We start from the raw sequence: 24,877 nt of genomic DNA, 5'->3' as shown, positions 1-24,877 counted from the left end.
TAGTTAACAAAAGCATGTTTTTACTATTTAAAAGATTGTTATATTAATAAACATAATTTAAGTTGTTAACACTCATATTTAAAAAGTAATTGATATGTTTTAGAATAATGCTGATAATATGAGTTTTTTAATGGAACTTAAAAGGAGTTCCATTAATTTTTATTATTTGAGAAGAAACGTTGTATTAAGTTAATGTACATATCTGTATGAATTAAACTAATTGCTCCATGACCACATTTTTCAATTACTTTTAAAGAACTACTTTTTATAGTAGCATGAAGTAATTTTGCAGACTTTTTCATAACTGGCAATTCATTTTCTCCAACCAATATTAATGTTTTTGCATTCGTATTACATAATGTTGGAGATATTGAATATTCACTATTACTTTTTGTAATATTGATTAAGGATTCTTTTGTCATTCGTGAACTATCCATATAGTAGTACTCAAACAAATATTCGGGTACATTTAATGTTTTAGCCTGTAATTTTGCATACCATCTTTTTTTAATTAATCCATAGCATAGATTGTAGATTGGTACAGTAAATTTAGTTGAGATTTTCATAGGATAAACTAAAGCACTTTCTATAACTGCATTCTCTGTAATATCATGTTCTTGAGATAGTATCTCTACAACAATTTGAGCGCCAATTGAAAGACCACAAATTGAAAAAACTTTTCCAGTACAATTATCCTCTATATAATTAATAACTTGCTCTGCTGATTTTCTTATGTTTATGAAAGTATTATTCCAATCATCACCATGTCCATCAATAATCGGTGTAACTATAAAATAATCCTTTTGAAGTGCTTCAATTTGTGGTTTAAATGACCACCATGATAGTCCACCACCATGAAGAAAAATAATAACTGGCTTATTCTTATTTCCAAACTCTTTAAATATCATATCTATCCTCCATATATCATAAGTTACATGAGTAATGCTATTTAATCTATGCAGTAATTATAACATTATTTATATAATGTATCATTATATAAATAATGATTGTTTATCTTCAAAGTTAGTTGTTTTTGTATAAGTATATGTTACATCGTTTATAATAGTAAATTTGAAAATAAATATATGCCTAAATTATATATCAATTTTCAACATTAATTTGAAATATAAATAAAGTAATAAAAATACTTTATTTAAATAAATTGTAATTATTGAGTTATAAAGGAATGTAGGCTAAAATTTATAAAGAAGGGTATATTAATTTTAATTAAAAAGATTTGATGAGTATTTTAGTTAAAATAAACCTTATTTAAAAGATAGAGTATGTTTTTAAATAATGGTTGATATTGTAGTAAAAAGCAAATTCCAATGCTAGTTCGCCTTTGTATTAAATAAAATATAAGCATTCACTTAAAACATAGCTAAAAGATAAAATTTATATTCAAAAATAATTACTATCATTATTATAAAAAAATAATAGTGTGGAGGTAAAATTAAATGTTTAAAGAAAACACATATATTGATATATTAGATAAATCTCATAACAGATGTATTAAATATGGTGTAGGAAGAAATATTCCTTATCCTTTAAGAATACTTAAAAATAAAGAATTTGATATATTAATAAAAGAAAATTGTGAATTAATAAAAATAGCAAGACCATTTATGGAAATACTTTATGATTTTTTGAGAGGATCTGGGTTTTCATTATATCTTACTGATAGAGATGGAGTTGTTCTGACTATTATAGGTGATGAAGATATAATAAAAGATCAGATTAAGGTTGGAATTATAGAAGGAACGGACATGAGTGAAAAAAGCGCAGGTACCAATGGAATAGGAACGGCTATTTATGAAGATTCTTCAATTCAAATTTTAGGAGAAGAACATTTTATAAAAGTTTTTCATATTTGGACATGTTCTTCAGCTGTTATTCATAGTGAAAAAGGAGATATAATTGGATGTCTTAATTTAACAGGAAGACGTCAATTAGCTCATCCTCATACTTTAGGGCTTGTAGTAGCAGCAGTAAAATCCATTGAAAATCATTTAAAGGTTGAAAAAACTCAAAAAGAGCTATTTAAAGCGCATCAATATCTAAATAAGGTTATGAATTCTTTAAACTTAGGAATTTTTGCAGTAGATACTGAAGGATTAGTGACGGCTATAAATAATAGTGCATGTGATATGTTACATATAAAAGAAGAGGATGTTTTAAATAAAAATGTAGATACAGTTTTAGATAATTGGGAAGATATATTTAGTCAGCTTAAGAATGGAGAAGTATATGAAAATATAGAAATCATATATTCAGATAAAAAGAAAAGGTTTAATTTAAATGTGTATCCAATAAAGGATAAAGACGGAAATATAACTGGCATGGTGTGCATATTTAAGGACATGAAAAATGTATATAATTTAGTTAATAAATATACAGGAAGAACAGCTAAATATACTTTTGATGATATAGTTGGGAAAAGTGATAATATTTTAAAATTAAAAGAACAGGTAAAAAGTATATCTAATAGTCCTTCTACAGTACTTATTCAAGGGGAGAGTGGAACAGGAAAAGAGCTTATTGCTCAATCTATTCATAATAATAGTGATAGAAAAAACAATAGTTTTGTGGCAATAAATTGTGGAGCAATACCTAAAAGTTTAATAGAAAGTGAACTATTTGGATATGAAGAGGGAGCTTTTACTGGTGCAAAAAGAGGAGGGTGTGCAGGAAAATTTGAACTTGCTAATGGAGGAACATTATTTTTAGATGAAATAGGTGAAATGCCATTAGACATGCAAATAAATCTTTTAAGGGTGTTACAAGAAGGAAATATTACTAGAATAGGAGGCAACAAGTGCATTAATGTAAATGTAAGAATTATTGCTGCAACTAATAAGAATTTAAAAGAAGAAGTAGAAAAAGGAAATTTTAGAGAAGATCTATATTATAGATTAAGTGTAATTCCAATAAACGTACCACCATTAAGAGAGCGGAATGGAGATATAGAACTTCTTATAAAATACTTTTTACAAGTTAAAGCTGTTAAGTTAGGAAAGTATATTCCTAAAATAGAAAAAAGTATATATCAAAATCTTTTAAATTATGCTTGGCCAGGAAACATTAGAGAATTAGAAAATTGTATTGAGAATATTGTAAATATGAATGGAAATAGTTCTTTTAATTTTGAAAATAAATCATTAGTAAGAGAACAAAACAATAATAATGATATGGATTTAAAGTATGATATGTGTTCACTAGAAGAATTGGAAAAAAGAGCAATAAAAGCTTGCTTAAATAATTGTAATGGAAATGTCACTAAGTCTTGTAAAGTATTAGGGATAAATAGGAGCACATTATATGCAAAAATAAAGAAATATAATATTAAGCTTAGATAGAATATATTTATGTTTATAAAAATTATAAATAGATAAGCTTTAATATAAAATCTATTTTAAACATTATGTTTTAAATCCTCTGTCTATGAGTTTTATATTAATATCAGCATTCATTTAAAACAGAGTTATTTTAAAATATACTTAATAAAGATATTATTTTAATTATGTATAAAAACACAACAGTGTTGTAAAATACCACAATATTTTTTAAAAAGTGTTGAATTTTACAACACTTTTAATTTTTTAATTAGAAAATTATATTGTACATTTAGATTATTTTTATTAAAACAAATGACATAATATGTAGTATTATAAGAAATATTTAGAATAAACAAAAATTAAAAGAATAAATTTGGCATAATAATTGCTTAAATATAGTATTGTAAAGCCTAAAATAAAACTTGAAAATGTTTCTATAATGATAAAAAACATTTTAAAAAATTTTAGGAATAGCAAACAAATTAATATACATTAGGGGGATTTTACTATGAAAGGTTTTGCTATGTTAAGCATTAATAAAGTAGGATGGATTGAAAAAGATAAGCCAGTTGCAGGTCCATATGATGCAATTGTACGTCCGTTAGCTGTTTCACCATGTACATCAGATATTCATACTGTTTTTGAAGGTGCACTTGGAAATAGGCAAAATATGATTTTAGGTCATGAAGCTGTAGGAGAAATTGTTGAAATTGGAAGTGAAGTTAAAGAATTTAAAGTTGGAGATAGAGTTATAGTTCCTTGTACAACTCCAGATTGGAGATCTTTAGAAGTTCAAGCTGGTTTTCAACAACATTCAAATGGTATGCTTGCTGGATGGAAATTTTCAAACTTTAAAGATGGAGTTTTTGCAGAATATTTTCATGTAAATGATGCAGATATGAATTTAGCACTTTTACCGAAGGAAATACCTTTAGAAAGTGCTGTTATGATAACAGATATGATGACTACTGGTTTTCATGGAGCTGAATTAGCTGATATACAAATGGGTTCTAGCGTTGTAGTAATAGGAATTGGTGCAGTTGGATTGATGGCAATAGCAGGTTCTAAATTACGTGGAGCAGGTAGAATTATTGGTGTAGGAAGTAGACCAGTTTGCGTGGAAGCTGCTAAATTTTATGGAGCAAGTGATATTGTAAATTATAAAAATGGTGATATAGTTAAACAAATTATGAATTTAACTAATGGAAAAGGTGTAGATCGTGTTATTATGGCAGGCGGTGGTCCTGAAACATTAGCTCAAGCAATTTCTATGATTAAACCTGGTGGAGTTGTTTCAAATGTTAACTACCATGGAAGTGGAGATACTTTACCAGTACCTCGTGTTGAGTGGGGCTGTGGAATGGCTCATAAGACTATAAGAGGAGGTCTTTGTCCAGGTGGACGTCTTAGAGCAGAAATGTTAAGAGATTTAGTGATATATAATCGTGTTGATCTAAGTAAATTAGTTACACATGTATATAATGGTTTTGAACATATAGAAGATGCACTATTATTAATGAAGGATAAGCCAAAGGATTTTATTAAAGCAGTTGTTATATTATAAAATTTAGTATTTAAAATTGGGTATAAATATTTAATGTTTAATTTGTACTTAATTTTTAATAAATATATAATAAAGGAAAATATTAAAAGTATGACAATATAACTGTATTAAGTTTAAAAATTAAGAGAATTTTTAAAGTCTAATTTATTATTAGAGTATTATTGGGAATTTTGATTTTCAGTAATACTCTTTTTTAGGAATTTGATAATTTAGTTTAATTTATGTATAACTTAAAAAATCATATAAGGATATATTTTGCAAAACAGATTTTCTATGTTATATATTAAACGTAAAAGTTTGTAATCGTTGGAGATGAAGAGAGAGTATTAATTATAATTAGTTAAAAAAGAAAAAATATTATTATATCAATAATATTTTTAAGTAGGGTATTATTATGTAATCTAAATTCATAGTATCTAAATTTTGTTCATTAATATAAGTCTTAGAAACTTTATAAATGTTATGACTTTACAGTATAGTTATGAACTTATATATAAAAGTTATAATATTTTAATTACAGAGTGTTAATTATACAAAAGCGTATAAATATCTTAACTTAGTTAGAAGATAGATATAATATAACTTAAGATAAAAATTAATTATTTAGATTTTAATGAGTTTATATAATATAAAAAATAAATCAGAAAATTCTTAAAAAGGTATTGAAATCAATTACAAAATATTATATAATAAAGTCAAGATAAAGAGTTAAGTAATTTATCTTAGTGGACTGACACTTAAATCCGGCAGAAGAGCATATCGTAAAAAGGTATGCAGTTGGTGACGGGCAACGGAAAAATCCCGGAAGCAATGTACGATGTATGGCGTACCCAGTTGGCGGACAACTTAAAAATCAGTTACTAAGAAAGAGCAAACATTTTTAATGTTTGCTCTTTTACTTGTGTCTAGGAAAATATAGATTTTATAAGTCTGAAAGAAATATTTTTAATAGAAAAGGTAAGGTTGAGAATTTAGAATAAAATCGTGCTGTGATCTATAAAATAACATATATTTTTAAGAAAGCCTGTGGCTTTAAACTACAATTTTCCATTGAAATTAGGATAGAGTATTTGGTTGTGTATTAAGAATAAATATGTATTAACTGATTAAAATAGAGTCTTAATTTTTAGTGATAAGTAGAAGTTATAAAACATTAAGGGAAGGCCATTACAAAAAATAGAATTAAAAAAGGAGATGACATTGTTTAAGTACATCTCCTTTTCACTATTATTTAAGAAGTTATTTAATAGATCCTTGCACGATTCCAGCAATAATTTGTTTTTGAACAAAGAAGTAAAATAATATTATTGGAATTATAGCTAGGATTAATGCAGCCATTGCTAATTCCCATTGCTTTGAGAAAGCTCCAAAGAAGTTATTCATAGCAAGTGGGACAGTGTTTATTTTACCATTAACTGTTAGGAAAGGAAGTAAGAAATCGTTCCATATCCATATTCCATTTAATACAGATACTGTAACTGTAGTTGGTTTTAATAATGGAAGTACTACTTTTGTATAAACCTTCCATTTACTACAACCATCAATAATTGCAGCTTCTTCAATTTCTTTTGGAATACCTTTTATAACACCGTGGTATAAGAAAATACTCATACTAGATCCAAATCCAATATACATAAATATAAGACCGTAATGAGTTCCAAGCATACTAAAATTAATAGAATCAATGCTTAATTTTCCCATCCAGTTTACTAATGGTAGCATTACAGCTTGAAAAGGAACAACCATAGCAGCAACAAAAAGATAAAATATAACACTACTAATTTTTGAATTACTACGAACTAGTGCCCAAGATGCCATCGAAGAAAATAGAACTATTAATGCCACACTAACAACACTAATTATTACGGAATTTATTAATGCACTTCCCATATTTATCCTTGAAACTGCATCTGCATAATTGCTAAAATTCCAAATAGCTGGCAATCCAGTTGTATTAGTAAAAATTTCTCTTCTTGTTTTGAATGAATTTATAAACATTAAGTAAAAAGGAGCTAGATAAAGTATTAATAGCAACCATGTAAGAATTTCTAAAAAACCTAATTTTTTTCCATATCCATTTAATGTTGTTAATTTTTTAGATTTTTTAGTACTTATATTAGTAGTTATTTTATCATCTTTAATAACATTTGTTTGCATTAAGCTTCTACCTCCTTTTTCTTATTAAAGTAAACTTGAGTTAAAGAAATTGCTGTTACAAATATAAAGAATATAATAGCTTTTGCTTGTCCTATACCCATATTGTTTGAGGTAAAGGCCTCCCTATATATATTTAGAGCTAACATTTCAGTATTTTTTAATGGTGTTAATGAAAAGTTTAAATCAAACATTTTAAAAGAGTTTGCTAATGTTAAAAATAAACATACTGTAATAGCAGGTCTTACCATTGGTATAGTAATGTGTCTAAATGCCTGAAGTCCAGTAGCACCATCAATATGACTTGCTTCTAATAAATCTGTTGGAACATTTTCAAGGGCGGCAACATATATAACCATTATATATCCAGCATATTGCCATGAAGCAACAATAAGCATTGCTATCATCGCACTAGTTGTATTTTGAAGTAGTGAAGTAGATAGAATCTTTGAACCTATATGTTCTCCCATTGATGTAAATACAGAATTAAATAAAAATTGCCATATAAATCCTAAAATTAAACCACCAATTAAGTTTGGCATAAAGAAACCAGTTCTTAAGAAATTTTTAGTTTTTAAATTTCTAGTAACAATATAGGCTAAACCGAAACCGATTATGTTAATACTAATTACACTTGTAATAGTATAAAAAATTGTTATTTTAAAAGAATAAAGGAATTGAGTATCCTTTAAAATTGCTAAATAATTTTGCAATCCAACAAATTTAAACTCTGGATTAGCGCCATTCCAGTTTGTGAAAGTGTAATAAATTCCAGATATAAAAGGAATAAAGACTACCATAATAAGAGAAAATAGGCATGGTGCTATAAAAAGCCAAAAATCTCTTTGTTCTTTACGTTTTTTACTCATATTTTCACTCCTTTGTAATAAAAATTGTTGTAAATTTATAGTGTGATTCATACTGCATAATTTGCTGTATGTATTAGGCACATAAAATAAAATAATAGACGAAAGTATTGGTCTATTATTTTTTAGTACCTTATAGGCTAATAAACATCCATAAGGAGAAACCCCCTTATGGATTTAATTTAAAAATTATTTTTTAGCAGTAGCATCTTGTAATTCTTGAAGCATTTGAGTTTTATCAATTTCGCCTTTAGCAAATTTAGAGAATACAGGACCAACGTTTTGTAATGTAAATCCATCTGGAAGATTTGTGAATGCCCATGGAAGAGTTTTTCCAGCTTTGTTATATTCAACAATATTTTTAGCTAACTCATCTTTAGGTTCAACTGTAAAATTAGTAAATGCAGGAATCATATTCATATCATTAACTATAGATTCTTGACCAGCTGGACTAGTTACCATCCAATTTAAGAAATCTTTAGCTTCTTTATTAACAGATGAATCTTTATTAATAGCCCAGTACATAGGAACACCAACAGGAATACTTCCACTTACTTTAGGATCATTATTGATAGCTAATGGAACAAAACCTTTAGGGAAATCTGCTTTTAAATTAGCTAAATCTCCAGAAGTCCAGTTACCTTGATGTAAGAACGCAGTTTTACCTACTCCAAAGTTAGCAACTTGAGCACTATAATCAATAGTATCTAAAGTAGCGCCACCACCATATTTAACAAGTAATTCTACTAGGTTCATCCAATCTTTAAATGATTGGTTGTTTACTAAATCAGCTTTTCCATCAATGTAGTCTTTAACAAATTGAGCTGGATTTGCTTGAGCAGCTAAAGGAATATTAAATGTATGATTACCAGTAACCCAAGTTTCTTTAGTTGTATAAGAAACAACATTATCAATGCCTAATTCAGCTTTCTTAGAATCTAATTTTTCAAATGCTGCTTTAAGTTTATCAAAAGTATCTATAGAAGCAGGATCTATTCCAGCTTTATCTAAGATATCTTTGTTATACATTAAACCATAACCTTCAGTTGCTGCTGGCATTCCATAAACTTTGCCATCAAATGAAACTGAATCTAATGTTCCATGAACAGCATCTTTAACCCAAGGCTGATCAGTTAATTCATCTATTTTATGTTCCCAAACTTTATAATCACCAGCACCTTGTATCATAAAGATATCAGGTTCAGTGCCTTTTGCAAATTCAGCTTTTAAAGCTGCACCATAGTCAGCGCCTCCACCTACAGAAGTAATGTCAACTTTTACACCAGTTTCTTCTTCATATTTCTTAGCTAATTTTTGAAGTGCATCATTGATTTCAACTTTTAGTTGAAATACTTTAATTGTTTTGCCACCTTCAGATTTTGCAGCAGTCTTATTACTAGATGATGAACATCCTGTAACAGTCCCTAATAGAAGTGAGGCTGTTAATACTGCAGATAGAGTTTTTTTCATTTTTAGTTTCATTGTTACCCCTCCCACAAAATGTTTGATAATGTAATAATATTCGGAAACGATTCCGAAAAATGTAGTAATAAAAAGATACATTAACTAAAAATACATAAAATTGAAATATATAGTAGAAATAAGATATATTTAATCAATGTATCCGTTTACTTAGATTTTTAAAAAAATCACTTATATTAAATATAAGAATAAAATTATCGGAAACGGTTCCTAAAATTAATATATACTTGTCCAATTGATGAAATCAAGTTAATATCAATTCATTACTATACTGAGATTATAGCACCATATATTTCAAAATTCAAGTATCAAATAACAATTATTTCAAAAAAATTGAAAAATATGCTTAACTAAAGGTATACATTGATCTATATTGAAAAAATATCCTATAAATGTTAATATTGTTTTGGAAACGATTCTAATTTAATATATATTTTTAAGTTAATGTGAAATTAAGATATATTTGAAAGGATTATTTTATGATAAAAAAAGTGATTTTTAAGAGTAACATTATCAAAAAAAATAAAAAAAATAAATTAATATACTTAAATAAATTAAAAGATTTAAGTGTGAAAATAAAATTGAGAGTATCTTATGCTATATTATGTATACTTATGATAGTATTAGGTGTAGCTTCTATTACTGGAATTGGAATAGTAAATAAAAATGCTAATAATATGTATAATGTTAGTTTTCAATCAATAAAAACGTTAGAGAGCATAAATTCTAATATTAAAGAAGTAGATTCTTATCTTGTTAATATATTTATGAGTTCTGATAATGGAAATATAAATATATATTCTAATAAAATTAAAATATTATCACAGCAAACTAAAGCTTTAATTAATGATCATGAAAAGGTAAGAATAACTAAAGAAGAAAAAAACAAATATAATCAATTGAAAGAAGATTTTAAAGAGTTTGATGAATATACAGATAAAGTTCTTGATTTAATTAATAATGGTAATATAGAAGAAGCGAATCAAATATATAATAAATCAATGATTAGAGTTAAAAATAGTATATATGATCTTTTAAAAACTAATATTACTTTTTCTGAAACTAATGCAGAAAAAAATAATATAAATAATAATAATATTTTTAATAATGTTTTAGTATTAACTATTGGAATAAATATTATTGGAATAGTAGGTGCAATTATATTAGTGGTTTTAATAAGCAGAGGTATATTAAAACCATTAAAAAAAATAGAAGGTTTAGCTGAAAGAATTTCAAAATATGATGTTTCTAAAAATATAGATATAGATAGTAAAGATGAATTTGGAAAGACTGCAATATTATTAAACAAATCACAAGAAAATATAAGGGATCTTATAACTATAATAATGGGTGAAACATCTAATATAAGTGCTTTAAGTGAAGAGTTATCTGCAACAGTTCAAGAGGTTACTTCAAAGGTAGAAACAGTGGATATGTCTACACAAGAAATCAATGAAAGAATGAAGGAAAGCATAACAACTTATGAAGAAATTGCTACTTCTATACAAGATGTAAATACTAATATGGAGAATTTATCTAAGAAAGCTATTGATGGAAATAATAATGCTAATCAAATTGAAGAAAGAGCATTGATAATAGAAAAAGATAGTGAAAAAATAATGAAAGAAATATCTTTAATATATGAAAAAAAAGAAAAAGATATTATAAAAGCTATTGAAGATGTTAAGGTAGTAACTGAAGTGAGAAAAATGGCAGATGCAATATCAAATATAGCAAGTCAAACAAATCTTTTAGCATTGAATGCAACAATTGAAGCAGCACATGCAGGAGAAGCAGGAAAAGGGTTTAGTGTTGTCGCAAATGAAGTCAAACGGCTTGCAGAGGAATCATCACATACTGTAGAAACTATCAAGAAGACTATAACCAAGGTAGAACAGTCAGTTAATAATCTTTCATGTCATAGTAATGAAATTTTAAAATTTATAATGGAAGATGTTAATAGGAATCTAGAAAAATATGCTTCTATTGGACAAAAATATAGTAAGGATGGAAAATTTATTAGTGATATGTCCCAAGAGTTAGCATTAATGTCAGAACAGGTTGAAACAACTATAGGTGAAGTAAGTAGAGTTATGAAAAATGTAGGAAGCGATAGTGAAAAATCATCTAAAAGTGTAGATTTAATTCAAAAAGGATTACATGATACAACTTTAGCAATGAAACAAGTTTTAGCTACATCAGAAGATCAAGCTAATATAGCTTTTAAAATTAATGAATTAGTAAGAAATTTTGAAGTTTAAAATAAAATTATTTAAATAAAAAAGAGTGTCACTGTTAAAATTGACACTTTTTTTTGTTCTTTAGAAAGCTGTATTTCTAAAGAATTTATGTATAACTAAAGTTATATTTTATTTAAAGTTTAATAAAAATAAATAGCAAAAAATAATTTTTTATTGAAGCAAAGTGAAGAGTTTGTATTTATTAAAAAGAGAAATTTGATAAAAGATATCTCTTAAATAATAATGTATAATAGTATAAGTTAATCTAAATAAAAAGATTTTAAATAAGAAAGTTTATTAAATGTAAAAATATTTTTTAATCAATTTTTGTAATATAAAATTAAAATTTATTTATTAGTATGAAAATAAAGTATTAATAGGGAGATATAAGATGAACTTTAGAAAAATAAAGATATTCTATGAAACAGCAACAGAATTAAATATGACAAAGGTAGCAAAAAAATTATATATAAGCCAACCATCTATAAGTCAAGCAATACATGAAATCGAAGAAGAATTAGAGATTAAGCTATTTGATAGAATAGGAAAAAAACTATATTTAACATATGAAGGAGAAATATATCTAAATTATGCAAGAAGAATACTTAATCTTTATGAAGAATCAATAAGGGCTATAAGTGACATAAATACTAATGAAAAAGGAAAGATTAAAATTGGAGCAAGTACAACAATAGGAATATACATATTGCCTGATATAATAAAAGGTTTTCTTAAAGAACATAGTGAAATTGAAATATCTCTTAGTATAGATAATACAGCTAATATAGAAAAAATGATACTTCAAAATAAAATTGATTTTGCTTATATTGAAGGAAAATCGCATTTAGAAGAAATTGTTGAATCGGAAATATGGGAAGATGAATTAATATTTATCTCTAGCTCATTACATCCATGGAATGAAAAGAAGATGTTGAATAAAAATGATATCTTCAAAGAAAAATTAATAATGAGGGAAGATGGGAGTGGAACAAGAGAAGTAGTAGAAAGATATTTAGAAAATAATAGTATAGATTATAAAATATTTATGGAACTTGGCAATACAGAAGCAATAAAGAAAAGTGTGGAAGCAAATTTAGGAGTAAGCTGTCTTTCTGTTAGAAGTGTTAAAGAAAAAATTGATAGCGGTGCATTAAGTGGATATAGACTAACTGAAGGCAAAATTATTAGAGCACTTAGGCTTATTTATCATAAAGATAAGTTCTTAAGTAAGAATATGAAAAATTTTATTCAATATTCTTTAAAACAATAAATTAAAGCACAGGAAATAAAATAATAGACTAAAGTGTGTTGTATATTATGTGTTAGTCTATAAAGCAAGTTCAGTTTAGATTTGCTAATGTTAAATGACTTAAAATAGATGAGATTACTAGTCTATTATTCTTTTCAATTTGCTTAAAATTAAAAGATGTTTTAAATGGAGTTGATATTGTTTCAAAATATAGAACAATAGTAAAATTATATATAACTAAATGCTTATTGATATTATATTATAATAAGTATTTCCTTTTATGAAATTCATATAATATAATTAACTCGAATTTAAGAAAAGCTTAAGATAAAAATAAATTTGAGGTGATTATATGAAAAAGAAAATTAAAGACATTATACCAGGTCTTGCAGCATGTATATTTATTGCTATTTTAGGAAAAATATTAGGGAATTTTATGCCAATAATAGGTGGAGCTAGTTTTGCAATTATTTTAGGGATTATATTTGGAAATACAATATTTAATAAGTCTAAGTTTGATAAAGGTTCTAAATTCTCAGAAAAGGATCTTTTATCATATTCAATAGTACTTATGGGATCAACAATAAGTTTTATGCAAATAAGTCTACTTGGCTTTAAAGGAGTGCTATTTATAGCAATTCAAATGAGTCTAACCATTTTGACTACATATTTTATAGGTAAGAGATTAGGGTTTTCTAAAAAATATTCTTTACTTATGGCATCAGGAAATGCAGTTTGTGGTTCATCTGCTATTGCATCTGTATCACCAGTTATTAATGCAAATGATAAAGATAAAGCTATTTCAGTAACAGTAGTGAATTTAACAGGTACAATTTTAATGTTTGTTATACCTATAATTACAACATTCTTATATAGAAATAGTTTAACTCAAACATCTGCAATGGTTGGAGGGGTATTACAATCAGTTGGACAAGTTATAGCTTCTGCAAAATTTATTAATGAAGATGTTGTAACTTTAGCTACTATATTTAAAATAATAAGAATAATATTTTTGATATTTGTTGTTATAAGTTTTTCAAGAGTCAAAGTTGAGGAAAATGAAGATATGTCAGAGACTGAAATAATAAAAAGAGAGAAAAAATCTAATATTCAAGTACCATGGTATATTATAGGATTTTTTATATTATGTTTAATTAATAGTTTGGGCTTAGTACCTAACTTAATTCAAAAAACATTTAAATTAATAAGTAATAATTTTGAGATAATCGCATTAGCAGCCATTGGAATGAGGGTTAAATTTTCAGATTTAATTAAAGAGGGACCCAAATCTATGATGTATGGAATTATAGTAGGTAGTTTTCAAATATTATTTGCGCTTACATTAATTAAAATAATATTTTAGAGTTAAATATAAGTTCTAATCAATAAAATTATTTATAAATAGCATAAGTGTTATATTAATGAAGAAATTTTTTTTAAAATATATAATTTATATTTAAATATTGTATGAATAGGATTGAAAAGAAGTATATAATTATTTTAATACTTTTGTTAATTAATAATATCTACTTAGAAGGATATATATAACTTAGAAGTATTACATATAATATAACTTATAGAAATGACTATTTAAAATAAGTTTTTATTATAGTAAAAACTTAATATATTGTTTACAGTACATTAATAATGTATAATATTTATCAAGTAATTCTTAGGATTTAAGTTTATATATAAATTTTATATATCTGAATCTTAGAAGAACTTATAGAGACACTTAAAATTCTTTCATCAATTAAATATAAGATAGATGTTAGGGAAATAGTATCAATTAAATAACATTACTTAAGACATTAAAATAGATAATGTCTTAAAAAATAGAAATGGGGGCAATAAGAATGGAAAAAATTAAAATGTCTAAGCCAATAGTTGAGATGGATGGAGATGAAATGACAAGAGTTATTTGGGGGCTTATTAAAGAAGAACTTTTGAATCCTTTTATTGAATTGAATACAGAATATTATGATTTAGGATTAGAATATAGAAATGAGACTAATGATCAAGTGACAGTTGATGCAGCTAATGCAATAAAGAAACATAAAGTAGGTGTAAAGTGTGCAACTATTACTCCTAATGCAGATAGAGTAAAAGAATATAATCTTAAAGAAATGTGGAAAAGTCCTAATGGAACAATAAGAGCAATTTTAGATGGAACAGTATTTAGAGCACCAATTATAGTAGAACCTATAAAGCCTTATGTGAAAACATGGAAAAAACCAATAACTATAGCTAGGCATGCTTATGGGGATATTTATAAAGGTGTAGAAATGAAAATAGAAGGAAAAGGTAAGTGTGAACTTGTATTTACTTCAGAAAATGGAGAAGAAAAAAGAGAATTAATACATAATTTCCCTGAAAATGGTATAGTACTTGGAATGCATAATTTGGATAAATCTATAGAAAGTTTTGCAAGAAGTTGTTTTAATTTTGCAGTAGATACAAAACAAGATTTATGGTTTGCAACTAAAGACACAATTTCTAAAAAATATGATCATACTTTTAAAGATATTTTTCAAGATATGTTTGAAAATGAATATAAAGAAAAGTTTGAAGAATTAGGAATTAAGTATGTGTATACATTAGTAGATACAGTAGTGGCAAATGTTATAAAATCTGAAGGTGGAATGATTTGGGCTTGCAAGAATTATGATGGAGATGTTATGAGTGATATGCTAGCAACTGCATTTGGTTCACTTCCTATGATGACTTCAATATTAGTATCTCCAGAAGGAAATTATGAATATGAAGCAGCACATGGAACAGTTCAAGATAATTATTATAAACACTTAAAAGGTGAGGAAACTTCAACTAATTCTATAGCTACTATTTTTGCTTGGACAGGAGCATTAAGAAAAAGAGGAGAATTAGATGGAAATTCTGAACTTATGGTTTTTGCAGATAAATTAGAAAAAGCATGTATAAAAACAATAGAAGATGGAATAATGACAAGAGATTTAGCAGTACTAGCAGAGCATGATAATATACAAGTTGCAAATACATTTGAGTTTATAGAAGCAATTAGAAATAGATTAGAAGAAATTATGTAAAAAAGTATATTTTAAATTTATAGTGATGTTTTAGAACAAAAGGTATTAACATGATAAATTTGCATGAATTTGTTTTTAGATTGCAATATAAATTTATTTTAAAGATAGTTTTTAAAAAAATAAGTAGGTAAAAATAAAAAAATTTCATAATCGGATAATTTTTTAATATATTAGTATAGAGGTTTTTATAAATTATTAATAGGAGATTATGAAATGAAATATGATAAAATCAAATTACCTTATTCATATGATGCATTAGAACCATATATTGATGCACAAACTGTAGAAATACATTATTCAAAACATCTTCAAAGTTATGTAAACAACTTAAATAAACTGTTAGAAGGATATGAGAAGTTTACGGAAGGAAAAACATTAGAAGAGATACTTGCTCATCTTACTAAAATACCTAGAAAAATTAGACAGGGTGTTATTAATCAAGGTGGTGGAGTAGCAAATCATAATTTATATTTTTCACTTTTATCACCAAATCCTAAAAAAGCTCCAGAGGGAATATTACGTGAACAAATAAATTTAACTTTTGGAAATCTAGAAAATTTAAAGGAAGAAATGAGTAATATATCTATTAACCAATTTGGATCAGGATATGGATGGCTTGTAAAAGACAAAAAAGGAAAATTAAAATTAATAAGTACATCAAATCAGGATACTCCTTTAAGTTTAGGGTTAATACCTATATTAACAATAGATGTTTGGGAACATGCGTATTATTTAAAATATAAGAATTTAAGGGCAGAATATGTTAAAAACATATGGAATATTATTGACTGGGAAAGAGTTGAGGAACTTTATAACTGTTAATAATTAGAATATATTAGTTGAGGTTCTAAGTTTTAGATAGGATTTTTATCTTATGTAAAATTTAGAACTTTTTATGTTTATTTATAGAAGTAGTATTTTTAATAGAGAAGATTATAAAATTTAGAGTATAAATTAGTATAAAAATAAAATATATAAACTTTTAAACTAATAAGGTAGAAGGTATTAATTTTTGTGTTTTTCAAATAAAAAATATATATGTAAAAAATTATAATGAATTAAATATATATATATGTACAAACTATTTAAGAAATATAATATAAATCTTATTGTAGAGGATATTTAAAGAAGGGATGTGTTTAATATGGCAAAACATGCAATGAGTAAACATGGATCATCTAATCCAGTACAAAAAGGAAGAAGAAGACAAAAAATTCATGATAATCAGGATAATGTTGGTGATCCAAAAAATGAACCAGAATATACAAATTATCAAGGAGAACCGTTAGATTAATTTAAGTATAAAAATAATAACTTTTATTGTAAAAATTTAGATTAATAAGATATAAACAGACTTCTTAGTATTAGACAAATTCAAAAAATAATATATCAATATAATAATCGTATATTTTGTGTGATATTTTTAGCAAACTGGGTTAATGCCCTAATATTAACTAGAGTTGCTTCATTGTCTGATACAAAATATATAATATCTCTCTTGATTTATTATTTTATTTCATGTGCTTTAGATTAGCATATAATCTAATACTAAGAAGTTGTTATTTTAAAATTTATAACTTCTAATAAAGTTTAAAATAAATTAAATGTTTTAATGTTAGAATTAATATTTATGCCCAATTACCATTTTTAAATATTTGAATTTTTGTACCATCTTCTTTGATTCCAACTATATTCATATCTTTTGTTCCAATCATAAAGTCAACATGAGATAGTGAGTGATTATAGCCAGCTTTAATTAATTCTTCTTTTGACATATTTTCTCCATTTTTAATACAACAAGAATAAGCATTACCAAGAGCTAAATGACAAGATGCATTTTCATCATAAAGAGTATTATAAAATATTATATTTGAATTAGATATAGGAGAATCAAAAGGCACTAAAGCAACTTCTCCTAAATGTTTTGAACCTTCATCAGTTTCAAGTAATTCTTTTAATACATCATTACCAATTTCAGCAGAATAATCTACTACTTTTCCATTTTCAAATGTTAGTGAAAAATTATTTATTATATTTCCACAATAGCTTAAAGGTTTTGAACTAAAGACTGTACCATTAACCCCATCATATTTTGGCATTGAATAGACCTCTTCTGTTGGCATATTAGCAATAAAATTAAAGCCAGCTTCACATCTATCTTCTCCACCACACCAAAGGTGATTTTTTACAAGTTCAATTTTTAAATCTGTACCTAAAGAGTTTTTAAATTCAATATATTTAAAATTATGATCATTTAATTCTCCTACTTTATCATGAAGAATAGAAGTATGTTCATCCCAAGCTTCTATCGGATCAGCTTTTTTAAGTCTCATTATTTCAAAAATTACATCCCATAGCTTTTCTATAGCTTTTTCAGGAGGAAGTTCACTAAATACTTTTTTTGCCCATGCTTCAGTTGGGATTGATACAATACACCATGAATTTCTATTTGATGAACATCTATCATGATAATTTTTTAATGCGATACTTCTACTTTTTTGATAGATAGAAATTTTAGATGAATCTACATCTTTTAAAAGGTCTGGATCAGAAGCAGAAATACTTATAAATGCAGCACCATTTTCAGCAAAATAATCATATTTATCCTGTTCAAATTTATAAACATTTTTTAGTGTTTCATTAGAAGCTTTAAGTAATCTTGTTTTATTAAAATTTGCATCAGAATAATTTATATAAACATCTAAAGCACCGGCTTTGTATCCTTCTTCAGCAATCATTCTTGCAAATTCACTACATTCTATAGGAGAATTAATAACCAAAAGACCATCTTTTTGTAAGTTTACTCCTTTAGCTACAGTAAGTTTTGCATAGTTTTTTAGTAAATCTTTAAACATTTAATAATCACCTCATAAATTATTTTAATCTTCAGCTATGTTTTATTAATACTAATTAAAACATAGGCTAATATTTAGTTTGCTTTTACAATATTAGTATTTATTTAAAATATATACCGAAATTTTGACTATATTTTAAATAAATGTTATTATTAACACTCTAAAATAAAGTATTAACTATAATTTTAGTAAATTTTTAGAAAAATAGAAATGTTAAAAAATAAATTTAATAATCATTTGATATTTATTATGTCACTATTTTGATAAAATGTCTAAATTTATTTATATAAATTTAAACAAATACTATATTTGAGATTGGAATTAAAAAATATTTTAATAATAGACCTATTTATAATTTATAGATAAAAGAGTTGCTTTTTAAGATTTATATGAATTAATATTAGAAAATATGGTTACCTTTATTAAAGAATAATGATTTTACTTAATAAAGATAGTATAATGTTAATGTATGACTAATTTAAATTAATAAACAATACATAAACTTATTTAATATTACAGGAGGATTAGAAATGAAAAGGTTATTAATTTTAGATTCAAACTCACTAATGAACAGGGCTTTTTATGCATTGCCTCCTCTTACAAATAGCGAAGGAATAAATACTAATGCTATTTACGGCTTTACAAATATGTTATTTAAAATGAAAGATGAAATAAATCCAGATAGCATAATTGCTACATTTGATAGAAAAGCACCAACATTTAGACATAAAGAATATGAAGATTATAAAGCAGGAAGAAAGAAAATGCCACCAGAGCTTGGTGAACAATTTCCAATAATTAAAGATTTACTAAAATTTATGGGAATAAAAACTTTTGAATTAGATGGTTTCGAAGCTGATGATTTAATTGGGACTATATCTAAATTTGCAGAAGAAAATGGTATGGAAGTTTTCGTAGTTACTGGGGATAAGGATGCACTTCAATTAGCTTCAGAAAACACTAAGGTTGTAATAACTAAAAAAGGTGTTACAGAAACAGCAATTTATGATTATAAAGCGTTTATGGATGAATTTGAAATAACACCAACTCAATTTATTGATGTAAAAGGACTTATGGGTGATAAATCTGATAATATTCCAGGGGTTCCAGGGGTTGGTGAAAAGACTGCATTTAAACTTATTAAAGAATATGGATCTGTTGAAGAGGTATTAAAGCATATTCCAGAAATAAGTGGGAAAAAGTTAAAAGAAAACTTAGAAAATAATATGGAACAGGCTGTATTTTCTAAGAGATTAGCTACTATAATGAGAGAAGTTCCTATTGAATTATCTATAGAAGATATAGAAAGTGATAGTGATGTTAATTTAGAAGAATTAAAAAAATTAGCTATAAATCTTCAGTTAAAATCTGTACTTGCCAAATATAACTCAAATAACGAAGAAGAAGAATTAGCTGAAATTGCTAATATAAAGGTTAGTATGATTGAAACATTAAATGATATGAAAGAAACTTTATCTAAGATTAAGGATAGAAGTTATATTTTATTTACTTTAAGTAATCAAACTAAATATTCTAAATTAGAGTTAGAACATTTAATATTAGGACAAGAAAATGAAGCTAATATTATAGATTTTAAACTGGTAAGTATGGAAAATAAAGATGAAGCTTTAAAACTTTTAAAGAATTTTATGGAAGATAAAAGCATAAATAAAGTAATACATGATGGTAAAAATTTAATTACATTTTTAAATAAATATGATATAGAAATTGAAGGATTTGATTTTGATACAGCTATAGCTGCATATTTAGTTGATTCTTCAAAAAATAACTATGAGATATTAGACTTAATAAATCAATATCTAGGTAAAGATATTAAAGGTGAAGGAATAAATCTTAAAGGAATATGTTGTAGTTATTTAAAAAAATTATATGATACATTAAAAGAGAAACTTACTAAGGAAAATATGGATCAGTTGTACTATACAGTAGAACATCCATTAATATATGTATTATCATCTATGGAAAGCATTGGATTTAATATAAATAGAGAAAAGTTAGAAGAATTAAGAGTAAAATTTAATGAACAAATTGAAAAAACTGCAAAGGAAATATATGATTTAGCAGAAGAAGAATTTAATATAAGTTCACCAAAACAATTAGGAAAAATTCTTTTTGAAAAACTTGATTTACCTGTTATTAAGAAAACTAAAACAGGATATTCAACTAATCAAGAGGTTTTAGAAAAATTACTTGATAAACATCCTATAATATCTAAGGTAATGTATTATAGACAAATTACTAAGATTAATTCTACATATGTAGAAGGATTAAAAAATGTAATTGATGAAGATGGATGTATACATTCAAACTTTAATCAAACTGTTACAACTACAGGAAGATTATCAAGTACAGAGCCTAACCTTCAAAATATTCCTATAAAATATGAAATGGGTAAGGAGATAAGAAAAGTATTTATTCCTAGAGAAGAAGATGATGTATTAATTTCTTGCGATTATTCTCAAATAGAGTTAAGAGTTTTAGCACATGTTGCAGATGATAAAAATATGATAGAAGCATTTAAACATCATAGTGATATTCACACTAAAACTGCATCAGAGGTGTTTAAAGTGTCAGTTGATGAAGTTACATCTATAATGAGAAGTAATGCTAAGGCAGTAAACTTTGGAATAGTATATGGTATAAGTGATTTTAGTTTAGCACAGGATTTAAAAATTACTAAAAAAGAAGCAAGTGAATATATGGCTATTTATTTTGAAAGATATCCTAAAATAAAGGAATATTTAAATTATGTAAGCGAGTATGCTAAAGAAAAGGGGTATGTATTAACTATTTTAAATAGAAGAAGATTTATACCAGAAATTAAATCTTCTAATAAAATAGTTAAAGCATTAGGAGAAAGATTAGCAATGAATGCACCAATACAAGGAAGTGCAGCTGATATTATAAAACTTGCTATGGTTAATGTTTATAATAAATTAAAAGAAAATAACCTAAAAAGTGAATTAATACTTCAAGTACACGATGAACTTATCTTGAATGTAAAAAAAGATGAATTTGATATGGTTGAAAAATTAGTAACAGAAGAAATGGAAAATGCTATTAAATTAAATGTAGCACTTGATGTCGATTTAAAATATGGTGCAACTTGGTATGATGCAAAATAAAAATGGGAGATGAACTTTTTAAATGATAAAAATAGGGTTAACAGGGGGTATAGGAACTGGAAAGAGCACTATATCTAGTATGTTTAGAGATGAAAATTTTATTGTTATAGATGCGGATATGACTGCAAAAGAGGTTTTAGAGAAAAATCCTCAAATTTTAGATAGAGTTAAAATTGAATTTGGATCAGGATTTTTTGATTGGAGAGGGGAATTTAGAAGAAGAGAATTTGGAAATCATATTTTTAAATTCCCAAAACAACGAAAAAAATATGAAGGTATTATTATGCCTTATATAAAAAATGAAATAGAGAAAAAAGTACAAAAATATGAAAAACAAGGTGAAAAGGTAGTAATAATAGATGCACCAACTTTAATAGAAAATGAAATGCATGAAGAAGTAGATTATGTTGTACTTGTTTGTGCAGATAATAAAACACAAATACAAAGAGTAAAACAAAGAGATAAATTAACTCAAGCAGAAACAATAAGTCGTATTAATGCACAAATGCCTTTAAATGAAAAGAAAAATTATGCAAATATTATTATTGATAATAATGGGGATTTGATTGACACACAAAAGCAGGTATATGATTTAATTGATTTTATAAAAACATTATAAATCGGCTGAATTTTTATTATATACATTCCAAAAGTTAGATGAAATTTAAATTTATGGAGAAATTTTTGAATTGACAATGGACGATGGATAATTGACAATTAAGGAAGAAATCTTCTTAAGAAGATTTCTAAAATATATTTGAAAAAAGCCAAAGGCTTTCAACCATAATTGTGCATTGTCAACTGTCAATTGAAACGTGGTGTAGCCACTTTTGTTCTATCTAGAAGTTCATTAAGTGGTCAGTTTTTGTACAGTATTTGAGTATATAAATAATTTAGTAAGGAGAAAAAAATGAGAGCGCGAAAAAGTAAATTTCTTATAGTAGTATTTATTTTAATAGCTATAGGAATTGGGTCTAAGTATTTAATAAAACAAGTATTTTTTCCTTATAAATATAAAGAATATGTAGATCAATATAGCAAAGAATATGATCTCGACCCATTTTTTGTATTAGCAGTTATGAAAACAGAAAGTAATTTTGATAAAAAGGCACGTTCTAATAAAGAGGCATTAGGCCTTATGCAAATAACAATTGAAACCGGTGAATGGGCAGCTGAAAAAATGAATTTAAATGATTTTTCTAAAGAGAGATTATTTGATGAAGAATATAATATAAAAATGGGATGTTGGTATTTAAGTGAATTAAGAAAAATGTTTAATGGAAATTTGGAACTTATAATTGCAGGGTATAATGCAGGTCCAGGAAATGTTAATAAATGGCTTAAAGATGAAGAACTTTCTGAAAATGGAATGGATTTAAGTTATATACCTTTTAAAGAAACAAAAAAATATTTAGACAAAGTAACTACTTACTATAATGTTTACAAATATCTATACGATAAGTAAATAAATTCTTATAAATAAAAGATGAGGGTAAATATGAAGAAAAAAGTTATATTAATTGGTGCAACATTATTATTACTAAGTACTATAATATATTACATTGCAGCTCCATACTTTAGGACAGTATACAGTGATAAGATATGGTTAGGAACAAATATATCAAAAGAGGAAGAGGTTCTATTTGATTTTGTAAATAATAATTTAACAGATAGTAATGGTGGAATATATACAAATTATACTAATGTAAAATCTGCTGGAGATATAACAAAAGGCCATGCTATATTATCAGAATCTCAAGGAATAATGTTATTATATAGTTTAGAGAAAAATGACAAAATATTGTTTGATAAAACATTAGAGTATATAAAAAATAATATGATACTTTCTAATAGTCTTATAAGCTGGAGAGTAGAAGGTAGTTTAAAATCGGATACATCTGCAACGATTGATGATTTAAGAATAGTTAAGGCTTTACTTTTAGCAGAAAAAAGGTGGAATATTAAAAGCTATAGAGTAATGGCTATTAATATATCTAGAGGAATATATAAAGAACTTGTAGATAATAATGTTATTGTAGATTTTAATGATAGATATAAAATGAGTGATGTTACTACCTTATGTTATTTAGATCTTGAAACATTAAGGATGCTATCAGATTTAGATTCTTCATGGAAAAAGGTATTAGAGAGTTCAGTTCAAATTATAAATAATGGATATATAAGTGATGAAGTACCATTCTATAAGAAGGAATTTAATAGAAAGCAAGAAACTTATGATGATAATCAAAATATTGATACACTTTTATCTATGATTGTAATACTTAATAAACAAGAAAATGGTCAGGATATAAGTAAAAGTATTCAATGGATTAAGAATAGATTTAAAGCAGATGGCTTTATTTCAACATCATATTCAAAAGATGGGAAAGCAATTTCTAATATTGAATCAACATCTATATATTCATTTATAGTGCAAATATCATCTAGAACGAACGATGAGGAATTAGCAAAGCTTGCTATGAATAAAATTCGTGCATTTCAAATAAGTAATTTTAATAGTCCAGTATATGGTGGATATGGCATGGACGATGGAAGTCAAGTGTATTCTTATGATAATTTAAATGCTTTAATGTCATATAGATATTTTAAGTATTAGAAATATAATAAGAATATAAGTTCCATAAGGTTTATTCATTAATTGTTGTTTGTCAATTAGAGAATGGATTAGGTATTTTTCTGTAAATTATGATTGAAGAAGTTGTAAAAATGTTTTACAATTAAATATGAAGAATATATGCAGGTATGCTGGAATTGGCAGACAGGCACGTTTGAGGGGCGTGTGTCTCAGTGATGTACGGGTTCAAGTCCCGTTACCTGCACCAATTCGATAGTTTTAATCACCTAAATACTTAGATTTGCACACACGTCTTTTGATAAAAAATAGTCGAGACGTGTGTGTA

Annotated in this window: 17 protein-coding genes and 1 tRNA gene; 13 read left to right on the top strand and 5 right to left on the bottom strand. The window is 25.7% G+C overall.

From position 1 onward, the window contains the following. Positions 1 to 152: 152 nt before the first annotated feature. A complete protein-coding gene (locus KYD98_RS02990; RefSeq protein WP_219778106.1) occupies positions 153 to 908 on the bottom strand; it encodes an alpha/beta fold hydrolase in 756 nt (251 codons plus the stop codon). A gap of 549 nt (positions 909 to 1,457) precedes the next feature. On the opposite strand from KYD98_RS02990, the gene KYD98_RS02985 reads away from it, so the two are divergent. Then, on the top strand, positions 1,458 to 3,356 hold the full coding sequence (locus tag KYD98_RS02985; protein WP_219778105.1) for a sigma-54-dependent Fis family transcriptional regulator: 1,899 nt from the start codon (positions 1,458 to 1,460) through the stop codon (positions 3,354 to 3,356). A 487-nt stretch (positions 3,357 to 3,843) separates the two neighbouring features. Further along, a complete protein-coding gene (locus tag KYD98_RS02980; RefSeq protein WP_219778104.1) occupies positions 3,844 to 4,899 on the top strand; it encodes an NAD(P)-dependent alcohol dehydrogenase in 1,056 nt (351 codons plus the stop codon). Between the two features lie 1,239 nt (positions 4,900 to 6,138). Here the strand turns inward: KYD98_RS02980 and KYD98_RS02975 are convergent. The 3 genes from KYD98_RS02975 to KYD98_RS02965 form a co-directional block, all read right to left on the bottom strand. Continuing rightward, positions 6,139 to 7,056: a carbohydrate ABC transporter permease gene (locus tag KYD98_RS02975; protein ID WP_219778103.1), complete on the bottom strand. Its 918-nt coding sequence runs from the start codon at positions 7,054 to 7,056 to the stop codon at positions 6,139 to 6,141. Continuing rightward, on the bottom strand, positions 7,056 to 7,922 hold the full coding sequence (locus tag KYD98_RS02970; RefSeq protein ID WP_219778102.1) for a carbohydrate ABC transporter permease: 867 nt from the start codon (positions 7,920 to 7,922) through the stop codon (positions 7,056 to 7,058). The genes KYD98_RS02975 and KYD98_RS02970 overlap by 1 nt, the downstream gene beginning before the upstream one ends. A 186-nt stretch (positions 7,923 to 8,108) precedes the next feature. Beyond that, entirely contained in the window at positions 8,109 to 9,401 is a 1,293-nt protein-coding gene (locus KYD98_RS02965) for an ABC transporter substrate-binding protein (protein ID WP_219778101.1), read from the bottom strand. A gap of 479 nt (positions 9,402 to 9,880) precedes the next feature. Between KYD98_RS02965 and KYD98_RS02960 the strand changes: the two genes are divergently transcribed. From KYD98_RS02960 to KYD98_RS02935, 6 genes are all read left to right on the top strand, one after another. Next, positions 9,881 to 11,662, top strand: coding sequence for a methyl-accepting chemotaxis protein (locus KYD98_RS02960; protein ID WP_219778100.1), 1,782 nt, complete (start codon positions 9,881 to 9,883; stop codon positions 11,660 to 11,662). Positions 11,663 to 12,032: 370 nt separating this feature from the next. Continuing rightward, the gene (locus KYD98_RS02955) at positions 12,033 to 12,911 is read left to right on the top strand and encodes a LysR substrate-binding domain-containing protein (protein WP_219778099.1); all 879 of its coding nucleotides are present in this window, start codon (positions 12,033 to 12,035) and stop codon (positions 12,909 to 12,911) included. 331 nt (positions 12,912 to 13,242) lie between these two features. Beyond that, on the top strand, positions 13,243 to 14,253 hold the full coding sequence (locus tag KYD98_RS02950; protein ID WP_219778098.1) for a YeiH family protein: 1,011 nt from the start codon (positions 13,243 to 13,245) through the stop codon (positions 14,251 to 14,253). A 493-nt stretch (positions 14,254 to 14,746) separates the two neighbouring features. After that, complete coding sequence (locus tag KYD98_RS02945) at positions 14,747 to 15,955, top strand: NADP-dependent isocitrate dehydrogenase (RefSeq protein ID WP_219778097.1); 1,209 nt, start codon at positions 14,747 to 14,749, stop codon at positions 15,953 to 15,955. A gap of 213 nt (positions 15,956 to 16,168) precedes the next feature. Continuing rightward, entirely contained in the window at positions 16,169 to 16,777 is a 609-nt protein-coding gene (locus KYD98_RS02940) for a superoxide dismutase (protein ID WP_219778096.1), read from the top strand. A 322-nt stretch (positions 16,778 to 17,099) separates the two neighbouring features. Next, on the top strand, positions 17,100 to 17,249 hold the full coding sequence (locus KYD98_RS02935) for a clostri-philic family protein (protein WP_219778416.1): 150 nt from the start codon (positions 17,100 to 17,102) through the stop codon (positions 17,247 to 17,249). 334 nt (positions 17,250 to 17,583) lie between these two features. On the opposite strand, the gene KYD98_RS02930 is transcribed toward KYD98_RS02935, so the two are convergent. Beyond that, complete coding sequence (locus KYD98_RS02930) at positions 17,584 to 18,810, bottom strand: aminopeptidase (protein WP_219778095.1); 1,227 nt, start codon at positions 18,808 to 18,810, stop codon at positions 17,584 to 17,586. Positions 18,811 to 19,340: 530 nt separating this feature from the next. On the opposite strand from KYD98_RS02930, the gene polA reads away from it, so the two are divergent. From polA to KYD98_RS02905, 5 genes are all read left to right on the top strand, one after another. Further along, complete coding sequence (gene polA, locus KYD98_RS02925) at positions 19,341 to 21,956, top strand: DNA polymerase I (protein ID WP_219778094.1); 2,616 nt, start codon at positions 19,341 to 19,343, stop codon at positions 21,954 to 21,956. Between the two features lie 22 nt (positions 21,957 to 21,978). Continuing rightward, positions 21,979 to 22,575, top strand: coding sequence for a dephospho-CoA kinase (gene coaE, locus KYD98_RS02920; RefSeq protein ID WP_219778093.1), 597 nt, complete (start codon positions 21,979 to 21,981; stop codon positions 22,573 to 22,575). A gap of 291 nt (positions 22,576 to 22,866) precedes the next feature. Beyond that, complete coding sequence (locus tag KYD98_RS02915) at positions 22,867 to 23,421, top strand: lytic transglycosylase domain-containing protein (RefSeq protein WP_219778092.1); 555 nt, start codon at positions 22,867 to 22,869, stop codon at positions 23,419 to 23,421. A 33-nt stretch (positions 23,422 to 23,454) separates the two neighbouring features. Then, positions 23,455 to 24,573, top strand: coding sequence for a glycosyl hydrolase family 8 (locus tag KYD98_RS02910; protein ID WP_219778091.1), 1,119 nt, complete (start codon positions 23,455 to 23,457; stop codon positions 24,571 to 24,573). Between the two features lie 140 nt (positions 24,574 to 24,713). Beyond that, positions 24,714 to 24,799: transfer RNA gene (locus tag KYD98_RS02905), tRNA-Leu, on the top strand. The last annotated feature ends 78 nt before the right edge of the window (positions 24,800 to 24,877 follow it).

It is taken from the genome of Clostridium weizhouense (assembly GCF_019431045.1).
GTDB classification, from domain to species: domain Bacteria; phylum Bacillota; class Clostridia; order Clostridiales; family Clostridiaceae; genus Clostridium; species Clostridium weizhouense.
This window is presented reverse-complemented; position numbering and strand designations above follow the sequence as displayed.